At 70.0% G+C, this 11,592-nt stretch carries 6 protein-coding genes; 3 read left to right on the forward strand and 3 right to left on the reverse strand.

What is annotated here, in order from left to right; genetic code table 11:
- Positions 1-1,064: protein adenylyltransferase SelO family protein (locus Q0588_RS11160; RefSeq protein ID WP_298746044.1), on the reverse strand; the 1,064-nt coding region annotated here is incomplete at its 3' end.
- A gap of 227 nt (positions 1,065-1,291) precedes the next feature.
- Here Q0588_RS11160 and nhaA point away from each other — a divergent pair.
- Together nhaA and Q0588_RS11170 are read left to right on the forward strand one after the other, a co-directional pair.
- A complete protein-coding gene (gene nhaA, locus Q0588_RS11165; RefSeq protein WP_298746046.1) occupies positions 1,292-2,500 on the forward strand; it encodes a Na+/H+ antiporter NhaA in 1,209 nt (402 codons plus the stop codon).
- A 231-nt stretch (positions 2,501-2,731) separates the two neighbouring features.
- A complete protein-coding gene (locus tag Q0588_RS11170; protein ID WP_298746047.1) occupies positions 2,732-5,350 on the forward strand; it encodes a TonB-dependent receptor in 2,619 nt (872 codons plus the stop codon).
- A 120-nt stretch (positions 5,351-5,470) separates the two neighbouring features.
- On the opposite strand, the gene Q0588_RS11175 is transcribed toward Q0588_RS11170, so the two are convergent.
- Positions 5,471-8,563: an efflux RND transporter permease subunit gene (locus Q0588_RS11175; protein WP_298746048.1), complete on the reverse strand. Its 3,093-nt coding sequence runs from the start codon at positions 8,561-8,563 to the stop codon at positions 5,471-5,473.
- 9 nt (positions 8,564-8,572) lie between these two features.
- Positions 8,573-9,676, reverse strand: coding sequence for an efflux RND transporter periplasmic adaptor subunit (locus Q0588_RS11180; RefSeq protein ID WP_298746049.1), 1,104 nt, complete (start codon positions 9,674-9,676; stop codon positions 8,573-8,575).
- A 207-nt stretch (positions 9,677-9,883) separates the two neighbouring features.
- On the opposite strand from Q0588_RS11180, the gene lepA reads away from it, so the two are divergent.
- The coding region (gene lepA, locus Q0588_RS11185; RefSeq protein ID WP_298746051.1) for a translation elongation factor 4 at positions 9,884-11,592 on the forward strand (1,709 nt) is incomplete at its 3' end.

Genomic DNA, 11,592 nt, shown 5'->3' on the forward strand with positions numbered 1-11,592 from the left:
GCGTCCAGCAGCCGCTGGTCGGCCGCCTCGCCGAGGCTCGACACCCCCAGCCGGGCCAGGAAGGCGGCGCGCAGCTCGCGGATATAGGCCGGGCCGAAGCCGTTCAGCGCGTCGGTCAGCGGCTCGATCTCGGCGACCGGCTTCAGCGCCCCGCCCAGCTGGGTCAGGGCCCAGAACACCGCCTCCGGCTGGCGGGCGAAGGCGTAGAGGCCGAACTGGTCGAAATAGGCCGCCGTGAACCCCGGTTCATAGTGGGGCAGGAAGCGCCACGGCCCGTAGTCGAAGCTCTCGCCGGTGACGTTCAGATTGTCGGTGTTCAGCACTCCGTGCACGAAGCCCGCCGCGATCCAGCGCGCCGTCAGCCGCGCCGAGGCCTCGACCACGGCGCGCAGGAAGCCGGGCGTGTCGCCGGCCGCGACCTCCGGGTGGTAGAGGGCGCGGGCGTGCTCGACCAGGACCTCGATCATGTCCGGCCGGCCGATGTAGGCGGCGCGCTGGAAGGTCCCGAACCGGATGTGGCTGTGCGACAGCCGCACCAGCACCGCCGACCGGGTCGGCGACGGCTCGTCGCCCCGCTCCAGCGCCTCGCCGGTCTCGATCAGGCTGAAGGCGCGGCTGGTCGGCGCCCCCAGGGCCTCCAGCATCTCCGCCGCCAGCACCTCGCGCACCCCGCCCTTCAGGGTCAGCCGCCCGTCGCCGCCGCGCGACCACGGGGTCCGGCCCGAGCCCTTGGTGCCCAGATCCAGCAATCGCCCGTCGTGGGCCCTCAGCTGCGCCGCCAGGAAGCCGCGGCCGTCGCCGAGCTCGGGGTTGTAGGTGCGGAACTGATGCCCGTGATAGCGCATGGCCACCGGCCCCGGCTGGCCGGGCAGGGGCTCGAAGCGGCCGAAATGGGCGATCCATTCGGCGTCGGTCAGGGTGCCCAGACCCACGGTCGCCGCCGCCCGGTCGTTGCGATAGCGCGGGATCGTCTTCGGAAACGCCGCGGCCCGGACGGCGTCGCCATAGGCCGCCCCCAGGTCGAAGAAGCGCGGCTCGGGGCGGTAGGCGGGGGAGGGGGGCATGGAGGCCAGATGCGGCCTGGATCGCGCGAGGGCAACCGCCGCGGTTCATTTCCGCGACGGGTTGAACCCCCGGGCCGGCCGCCTATTGTAGAGGCAGAGATCAGGCCCGCTCCCGCCGATTCCGGCGCCGGAGGGCCAGGCCGGCGCCCGCTTCCGAGCGGCGAACCCGGTCCGGCGCCCGTCGATAACCGGGCGCCACGACAGACCTTTCCAGTCCGGAGGCCGCCGTGGCGCGCAAGATCACCCTCGATTTCCTCAAGACCGAGGCCGCCTCGGGGGCCGTGCTGGGGCTGGCCGCCGTGCTGGCCCTGGTCGTCGCCAACTCGCCGCTGTCGGCGACCTATTTCCACTGGCTGAAGAGCGAGCACGTCCTCCAGGTCGGGCCGCTGCTGCTCGAGCTCACCGTCTCCGAGTGGATCAAGGAAGGCCTGATGGCCATCTTCTTCCTGGTCGTCGGGCTGGAGATCAAATTCGAGATTCTCAAGGGCGAGCTCAGCGACCCCCGCAAGCTGGCCACGCCCGTGCTGGCGGCGCTCGGCGGCATGGTCGCCCCGGCCCTGGTCTATCTGGCCGTGTCCGGAGCCGCCGGCGGGCCGCACGGCGGCTGGCCGATCCCGCTGGCCACGGACATCGCCTTCGCCCTCGCCGTCTTCGCCGTCGTGGCCCGCAAGCTGCCGTCCTCGCTGCGGGTCTTCCTGCTGACCCTGGCCATCGTCGACGACCTCGGGGCCATCGCCCTGATCGCCGCCCTGTTCTCCAGCGGCGTGGCCTGGCAGCCGCTGGCCTGGATCGTCGCCCTGCTGCTGGCCGCGGGGGTGCTGAGCCGCATCGGCAAGGTGCCGTCGCCGTTCTGGGTGCTCGGGTTCGGCCTGGTCTGGTACCTGACCGTGCTGTCCGGCCTGTCGACGTCGCTGACCGCGGTGGCCTTCGCCGCCATCGTGCCGGTCGACCGCCGCAGCGACGGCCAGAGCCCGCTGCGCGAGGCCATGCACGACCTGCACCCCTATGTCGCCTACCTGGTCCTGCCGTTGTTCGCCTTCGCCAAGGCCGGGGTCGGCTTCGCCGGCCTGTCGGTGGAGCAGGCCCTGGCGCCGCTGGTCGTCGGCGTCGCCCTCGGCCTGTTCATCGGCAAGCAGGTCGGCGTGTTCGGGGCGGCCTGGCTGGCCTCGGCCCTGGGGATCGGCCACCGCCCGACCGGCGCGACCTGGCTGGAGCTCTACGGCGTCAGCCTGCTCTGCGGCGTCGGCTTCACCATGAGCCTGTTCATCGGCGTGCTGGCCTTCCCCGGGGCGATCGACTCGCCGCAGCAGGTCGAGGTCAAGCTGGGGGTGCTCGGCGGCTCCTTGCTGTCGGCGGCGGTCGGCGCCGCGGTGCTGGCCCTTGCCGCCGGTCGACGCAAGGAAATGGCCGAGGAAGAACCTGATACTGGCGATTAGTGCGCGAATATTGACCTGACGTCATCGGCTTCTGTCGCTTTTTCGTCACAGTCAGGCTCGCCGCCGGCTGAAATGCGGCCGCTTCCGCCGCCGATGCTTGTGGCGGAGTCCGGCTTGGATTACCCCGAATGCTGGAGTTTCCGCGCTCCGCCAGAAGAGCGCGGCCCAGGGATCAGGAAACGCCGCGGCGCCCCGGACTGTCGGGAACCCCCGGCCTGTCGGGGAGCGACCATGCGCCTTACCAACCTTCTTCGCAGCACCGCATCGGCCGCCGTCGTCGGCGCCGTCGCCTTCGGCTTCGCCGGGGCCGCCTCGGCCCAGGACGGCGGTCAGGACCGGGCCACCACCGTCGACGACATCATCGTCACGGCGCAGAAGCGCGAACAGAACCTTCAGGACGTGCCGATCGTGGTCACCAGCCTGTCCGAGGAGGTGCTGGAGGACGCCGGGGTCCGCGACATCAAGGACCTGCAGATCCTGACGCCGGGCATGACCGTCACCTCGACCACGTCGGAAGCCTCGACCACCGCCCGCATCCGCGGCGTCGGCACGGTCGGCGACAACCCCGGCCTGGAAAGCTCGGTCGGCGTGGTCATCGACGGCGTCTACCGCTCGCGCAACTCGGTCGGCTTCGGCGACCTGGGCGAACTGCAGCGCATCGAGATCCTCAAGGGCCCGCAGGGCACCCTGTTCGGCAAGAACACCTCGGCCGGGGTCATCAACATCATCACCGAGGCCCCGTCGTTCACGCCGGGCTTCGAGATCGAGCTGACGGGGGGCAATTTCGGCCTCGCCGGCATCTCCGCGGCGGCGACCGGCCCGATCAACGACCAGGTGGCCTACCGCATCTACGGCGCCACCCGTGTCCGCGACGGCTTCATGGACATCGACACCGGCGACGGCCCGCGGCAGGAGACCGACGACGGCAACCAGGAGTTCTCGACCGTCCGCGGCCAGTTGCTGATCCTGCCGAACGACAACACCTCCGTCCGCCTCATCGCGGACTACAGCGCGCGCGACGAATACTGCTGCGTCGGGACCCAGATCCGCACCGGCCCGACCTATCCGTTCGTCGACGCCCTCTCGAACGGCACGGGCCAGCGTCCCCCGGCCCCGGGCTTCGGCCTGCTGCCGTTCTCGCGCACCGGCTACGCCAACCGGGGCACCGGCCAGGACATCGAGGACATGGGGCTGTCGGCCGAGGTCAACATCGACATTCCCTCCCTGAACGCCAGCTTCACCTCGCTCACCTCGTGGCGCAACTGGTCCTCCGAACTCGGTCAGGACACCGACTTCACCGGCGCCGACATCCTCTATCGCGTCAAGGACGGCGACTACGGTTACGATGTCGGGAACCTGACCCAGGAATTCCGTCTGGCCGGGGCCACCGACCGCCTCGACTGGCTGGTCGGCCTGTTCGCGACGAAGGAGGACATCGGCCGCACCGACAGCTACTACATGGGCGCCGACTACACGCCGTACATCTCGCTGTTGCTCAGCGCCCGACTGAATTCGGCCAATCCGCTGCTGCCGATCAGCCCGAACACCATCGGCTGCTACACCCGTCCGGGGCAAACCGCGGCCTTCTTCGGCGGCTGTCTGGCGACCGGCGGCATGTCCCCGCCGCCCAGCCCCCTGGCCGCCACCGGGCCGGGCTTCATCGTCGGCCAGGGCGTCGAGGACATCTACATTCAGGGATCGACCTCGTTCGCCCTGTTCACCAACAACACCTGGCACGTCACCGACCAGTTCGACGTCACCCTGGGCCTGCGCTACACGCTGGACGACAAGAGCCTGGACGGCCTCCAGCGCAACGTCAACGGCAACGGCGCCACCTGCAACGCCGCCCTGGCCAATGCGGGTGCCATCGGGGCCGTCCTCGGCGCGGGGACCCCGACCATCCTTGGGACCTTCTGCCTGCCGTGGTCCAACGGCGCCTACAACAATCGCGTCGTCGCCGAGAGCTACGACGACGGCGAGCTCAGCGGCACGATCAAGGCGTCCCTGCGCCTGAACCCGTCGGTGCTGACCTATGTGTCCTACGCCCGCGGCTACAAGAGCTTCGGCTACAACCTGGACCGGGTGCAGACGGGGATCACGCCCAACGCTTCGCTGTTCTTCCCGTCGGAAGTGGTCGACAGCTATGAGGCCGGCGTGAAGATGACGCTGCTGGACCGCACCCTGCTGCTGAACGCCACCTATTTCGACCAGACCTTCAACGACTTCCAGCTCAACACCTTCCTCGGCACCGCCTTTGTGGTCGAGTCGATCCCCGAGCTGACCTCGCGCGGGATCGACGCCGACTTCCTGTGGTTCTCGCCCGTCGAGGGCCTGAGCTTCCAGGGCGGCGTCACCTGGACCGAGGCCGAGTACGGCGACTTCACCGCCGCCGACCTGTCCAGCCCGGGCAATTTCCCGCAGCTGTCGCTGCTGCCGGGCGCCACCGCTTCCTTCGCGCCGGAATGGTCGGGCACGATGTCGATCAATTTCGACCGCAACATCGGCGACGACCTGCGCGTCGGCTTCAGCCTCGCCGGCAAATATATGAGCGACTACAACACCGGCTCGGACCTGCTGCCGTTCAAGCAGCAGGACGCCTTCACCACGCTGAACGGCCGTTTCCTGCTCGGCAGCGCGGACGAGCGCTGGACCGCCGAATTCTGGGTCCAGAACCTGACCGACGAGGAGTATGTCCAGGTCGCCTACAATGCCCCGCTGCAGGGCGGGGCGTTCCAGAGCACGGTCCAGCCGAACGGCACCTACTACAATCCGGCCCTGGACTCCCAGACCTACGACGCCTTCCTGGGCGCGCCGCGCACCTACGGCGCGACCCTGCGCTTCAAATACTGACCGTCCCGCCGCGGGGCGGAACGGAACGGCCGGCCGGGGGGAAACCCCGGCCGGTTTCTGTTTTCTGCGGATGGAAGCGGCGAACCGGCGCGCGCCGCACAGGTCGAAAAACTCCCGGCCCTATTCCGCCGGCGCCGGCTCGCCGTCCTCCGGTTCATGCCTGTGGCCCGAGAACAGCCCGCCGACACGCCGGCGCATCCAGCCGGCGATGTCGTCGACGATGGTGAAGACTGGCGGGATGAACAGCAGCGACAGGAAGGTCGACGAGATCAGGCCGCCGATCACCGCGATGGCCATCGGCTGGCGGAACTCGACGTCCGCGCCCCAGCCGACGGCGACCGGCATCATGCCGGCGCCCATGGCGAAGGTGGTCATCAGGATCGGACGCGCCCGCTTGTGGGCGGCGTCCATGATCGCGTCCAGCCGCTTCATCCCGCCCTTTTCCGCCTCCACCACATAGTCGACCAGCAGGATCGAGTTCTTGGCCGCGATGCCCATCAGCATCAGCACCCCGATCAGCGACGAGATCGAGAAGCTGGCGCCCGCGACCATCAGGCCGAAGAAGGCCCCGCCGATGGCCAGCGGCAGCGAGGCCATGATCGTCACCGGATAGGCGAAGCTGCGGAACAGCAGCACCAGCACGGCGTACATCAGCAGGATGCCGGTCGAGAAGGCGATCAGGAAGCCGGTCACCATCTCCTGGATGAACTCGGCGTCGCCGGCCGGGACGGGGCGCACGCCGTCGGGCAGGTTCTTCACTGACGGCAGCTTCGACACCGCGGCCTGGGCCTCGCCGGAGCGGATGCCGTCCAGTTCCGCGGTGATCGAGGCGATCCGCGAACGGTCCTGGCGCAGCACCTGCGACGGCCCGGCCCCGAACTGGATGTCGGCCACGGCGCTCAGCGGCACGGCGCCGCCGGTCGCCGTCGGCACCCGCAGGGTCTCCAGCACCGACAGGTCCTCGCGGGCGTCGGCGGCCAGCTGCAGCCGGATCGGCACCTGGCGGTCGCCCAGATTGTATTTGGGCAGGTTCTGCTCGACGTCGCCCAGGGTGGCGACGCGGATCGTCTGCGAGATGTCGCCGGCCGACACCCCCATCAGCGCGGCCTGGTCCGGACGCGGCGTCACCAGGATTTCGGGTCGGGAGATGGCGGCGGTGTTGACCACATTGGCCAGCCCCGGCACGGCGCGCATCTCCGCCTCGATCCGGCGCGCGGCCGCTTCCAGGGCCGCCGGATTGTCGCCCAGGATGGCGAAGGTGTAGCTGGTGCCGTCGCTCGGTCCGCCGCCCTGGTTGCCGATCCCGGCCCCTATCCGGGCGCCCGGAATCGCCTTCCAGCGATCGACCATCTCGCGCTGGAAGGCCTGCTGGCTCAGCCGGCGGTCGCCCTTGGGGACCAGGGTCGCATAGACGTTGGCCTGGCTGACCTCCTGCCCGCCGATGGCGGCGTAGACCGACAGGACCTCCGGGCGCTGCCGCAGGTCGCGGGTCATGCGCTGCGCGATGGCGTCGGTCTGGGCCAGGGTCGCCCCGGGCGGCAGCTCGATCGAGAAGGCGGCCCGCGCCTGGTCCCCCGGCGACATGAATTCGAACGGCACCCGGCCGGTGACCACGGCCGCGCCCGAGGCGACGACCAGCAGGGTCCCGAGGCCGAACACCTTCCAGCGATTGCCCAGCGACCAGGTCAGGGCCCTGAGGTAGCCGCCCATCCAGAACGGATCCCTGTCCTTGTGTTTGGTGTGCCTGAGCAGGAAGGCCGCCATCAGCGGCGTCAGCGTCCGCGCCACCACCAGCGAGAAGGCCACCGAGACGCAGGCCGCCAGGGCGAAGGCCTTGAAGAACTGCCCGACGATGCCCGGCATGAAGCCGACCGGCGCGAACACGGCGATGATGGTGGCGGTGGTCGCCACCACGGCCAGGCCGATCTCGTCGGCCGCCTCCATCGAGGCCTTGTACGGGGATTTGCCGTTGCGCATGTGGCGGACGATGTTCTCGATCTCGACGATGGCGTCGTCGACCAGGATGCCGATGGTCAGCGACAGGGCCAGCAGGGTCACCCCGTTCAGCGACTGGTCCAGCGGGCCCAGCACGGCGAAGGTCGGGATCAGCGACATCGGCATGGCCGTCGCCGTGATCAGCGTCGCCCGCCAGTCGCGCAGGAAGATGAACACCACCACGACCGCCAGGACCGCGCCCAGCAGCAGGGCCTCGATCGAGGCGAGATAGCTCTCCTCGATATACTTCACATTGGAATGGACCTGGGCGATGGTCAGCTCCGGATGCCGTTCGTCGATCTCGGCGACGCGCTCGCGCACCTTCTCGGCGACCTTGACCTCGCTGCCGCTGCGCGAGCGCAGGAAGTTGAACGTCACCGCCTCCTGGCCGTCGTAGCGGGCCAGCCGGCGCGGCTCGCTCCAGTGGTCCTCGACGGTCCCCAGGTCGCCCAGCCGGACCGTGCGGCCGTTCTGCAGCGGCGCCAGCGTCTCGCGCAGCTGTTCGATCGAACCGGCCGCGCCCAGCGCGCGAATGGCCCGTTCCGAGCCCGAGATGGTCACCCGCCCGCCGGGCAGGTCGCTGTTCACCGCCGTCAGCGCCTGGCTGACCGAGGCGGCGGTCAGGCCGAACGAGGCCAGCCGGTCGGAATCCAGTTCGACGCGGATCTCGCGATCGACCCCGCCGCGGCGGTTGACCTCGCCGACCCCGGAAACGGCCAGCAGCTCGCGGCTGACCTCGTTGTCGATGAACCAGCTGATCTGCTCGGGCGTCATCGTCGGCGAGCGCACCACCCAGGTGATCAGGGGATTGCCGGTGATGTCGATGCGCTGGACCGCCGGCTCCAGCATGTCCCGCGGCAGCGCGCCGCGCAGCCCGCTCATGGCGTTGCGGACGTCGTTGGTGGCCCGCTCGGTGTCGGTGCCCAGTTCGAACTCGATCCTGGTCACCGACCTGCCGTCGGTGACCTGGGAGTTGATGTGGCGCACGCCCGACAGGCCGGCGACCGAATCCTCGATCAGCCGGGTGACCTGGACCTCCATCTCGCTCGGCGCGGCGCCGGGGCGGCCGGCCGAGACGACGACCAGCGGGAAGTCGATGTCCGGGTTGTCGTTGATCCGCATCCCCATGAAGGAGATGACGCCGGCCACCGTCAACAGCACGAACAGCAGGATGATCGGAATCGGATTCCGGATCGCCCAGGACGAGATGTTCCTCATGGCCGGGCCCTATCTCTTCGCCGCGGCGACGGGAGCGGCCGCGACGGTGACGCGGTCGCCCTCGCCGAGGAAGCCCGCCCCCTCGACCACCACCCGGGCTCCGGCGTCGACGCCGGTCACGGCGGTTTGGTCGGTGGTGCGCGACAGCACCGTCACGGGCCGGAAGCGGGCGCGGCCGTCGGCTCCCATCACGAACACCCCGGCCCGGTTCTCGCGGTACAGCACCGCCGCCGTCGGCACGGTCACGGCCGGCTGGGCCCCCACCTGGATGCGGGCGCGGCCGAACATGCCCGGCCGGAAGCCGCCGCCGGTCAGCGCGATGCGGGCCACGCCCAGCCGGGTCTGCGGATCGACCTCGGGCGTGACGATGCGCACCGTGCCCGTCGTCTCGCCGACCTGGTCGGACGAGATCACCGCGCCCTGGCCGGCCCGGACCAGCCCCAGGTCGGTCTCCGGCACCTGGGCGTCGAGCTCCAGCCGGCCGTCGCGGACGATGCGGAACAGTTCGGCGCCGGGCGACACGATCTGGCCGCGGGTCACCTTGCGGCTGATCACCAGGCCGGACACCGGGGCCCGGATGGTGGCCTGGGCCAGCCGCGTCCGGGTCTCGGACAGGGCCGCCCGCGCCGCCGCCAGGCTGGCGTCGGACGACCGCCGGTTGGCCAGCGCCGTGTCCAGCGAGGCCTGGCTCAGGAAGCCGCGCGCCTTCAGCTCCTCGGCCCGGTCCAGCGCCGCCTGGTCGCGGTCGGCGTTGGCCTCGGCGGTCTGCACCGCCGCCTGCCGCTGGCGCAGCTGGGCCGTCAGCAGGGCGTCGTTCAGCTGGACCAGCGGCTGGCCCTGCCGCACGTACGAGCCCTCGTCGACATGGACGGCCGTGGCGGTCAGGCCGCCGGTCTCGGCCCCGACCGGCACATCTTCCCAGGCCGAGACGGTCCCCGAGGCGGTGACGGTGCGCGGCAGGTTGCGCAGCGCGGCGGTCGCCACCGTCACGCTCTGCCCGGCCTGGCGTCCCTCGGCCGCCCTGGCCTCGGCCTCGCGGGCGGCCTTGTCGCCGCCGCAGCCGGCCAGGGCCAGGCCCAGGACCACCGCACCGGCCCGAATGTTCCGCATCATGGTCGCCACGTCTGAACCCCCTGGGGCGTCCGGAAACCGGGCCGCGCCCGGGCGCGCCGGCCGGTGCGGCCGCCTTGTCATCGACGGTTGAATAGCGGTTCCGCGGAGGCTTCTCAAACGCGAATCGGCCGCCTTACGGCGATGTAATCCGCGGCCCGGCCGCCGCCCGCGTTGGCGATCCGGCCCCGCCGTGCTACCGGCGCGGCCATGACGACCCCTCCCATCGAACGCATCCGGAATTTTTCCGTGGTCGCCCACATCGACCACGGCAAATCGACCCTGTCCGACCGGCTGATCCAGCACACCGGCGGGCTGACGGCCCGGGAGATGTCGGCGCAAGTCCTTGATTCCATGGACATCGAGAAGGAACGGGGGATTACCATCAAGGCCCAGACGGTGCGCCTGAACTACAGGGCCAGGGACGGGCTCGACTATGTCCTCAACCTGATGGACACGCCGGGCCACGTCGACTTCGCCTATGAGGTCAGCCGCTCGCTGGCCGCCTGCGAGGGCTCCCTGCTGGTCGTCGACGCCTCCCAGGGGGTCGAGGCCCAGACCCTGGCCAATGTCTACCAGGCCATCGACAACAATCACGAGATCGTCCCGGTCCTGAACAAGATCGACCTGCCCGCCGCCGAGCCCGAGCGGGTGCGCGAGCAGATCGAGGACGTCATCGGCATCGACGCCTCCGAGGCCGTGCTGTGCAGCGCCAAGTCGGGGCTCGGCATCGAGGAGGTGCTCGAGGCCATCGTCACCCGCCTGCCGGCCCCGAAGGGCGACGCCGACGCCCCGCTCAAGGCCCTGCTGGTCGACGCCTGGTACGACCCCTACCTCGGCGTCGTCGTCCTGGTCCGGGTGTTCGACGGCGTGCTCCGGGCCGGCCAGCGGGTCCGGATGATGCAGAACGGCTCGACCCATCTGATCGACCGGGTCGGCGTCTTCCTGCCGAAGAACACCCCGGTCGACCAGCTCGGCCCCGGCGAGGTCGGCTTCATCACCGCCCAGATCAAGGAGGTCGCCCACGCCGCCGTCGGCGACACCATCACCGACGAGAAGAAGCCCACCGCCGAGCCGCTCAAGGGCTTCAAGGAGGTCCAGTCGGTGGTGTTCTGCGGCCTGTTCCCGGTCGACGCCGCCGATTTCGAGGACCTGCGCGCCGCCATCGGCCGGCTGCGCCTCAACGACGCCAGCTTCACCTATGAGATGGAGTCCTCGGCCGCCCTCGGCTTCGGCTTCCGCTGCGGCTTCCTCGGCCTGCTCCATCTCGAGATCATCCAGGAGCGGCTCAGCCGCGAGTTCAACCTCGACCTGATCGCCACCGCCCCCTCGGTGGTCTACAAGATCAGGCTGCGCGACGGCTCCGAGATCGACCTGCACAATCCGGCCGACCTGCCCGACGTGATGCAGATCCTCGAAATCAGCGAGCCGTGGATCAAGGCCACCATCCTGACCCCCGACGAATACCTCGGCGGCGTCATCAAGCTGTGCCAGGACCGCCGCGGCGCCCAGGTCGAGCTCAGCTACGTCGGGGCCCGCGCCCTGGTGGTCTACGAACTGCCCCTCAACGAGGTCGTCTTCGACTTCTACGACCGGCTGAAATCCATCTCCAAGGGCTATGCCTCGTTCGACTATGAGCTGACCGACTACAAGCCCGGCGACCTGGTCAAGATGAGCATCCTCGTCAACGCCGAGCCGGTCGACGCCCTGTCGATGCTGGTCCACCGCAACCGCGCCGAGACCCGCGGCCGCGGCATGGTCGAGAAGATGAAGGAGCTGATCCCGCCCCACCTGTTCCAGATCCCCATCCAGGCGGCCATCGGCGGCAAGATCATCGCCCGCGAGACCGTCCGCGCCCTGCGCAAGGACGTGACCTCCAAATGCTACGGCGGCGACGCCACCCGCAAGAAGAAGCTGCT

The sequence above is a fragment of the uncultured Brevundimonas sp. genome, from assembly GCF_937870815.1.
Lineage (GTDB): Bacteria > Pseudomonadota > Alphaproteobacteria > Caulobacterales > Caulobacteraceae > Brevundimonas.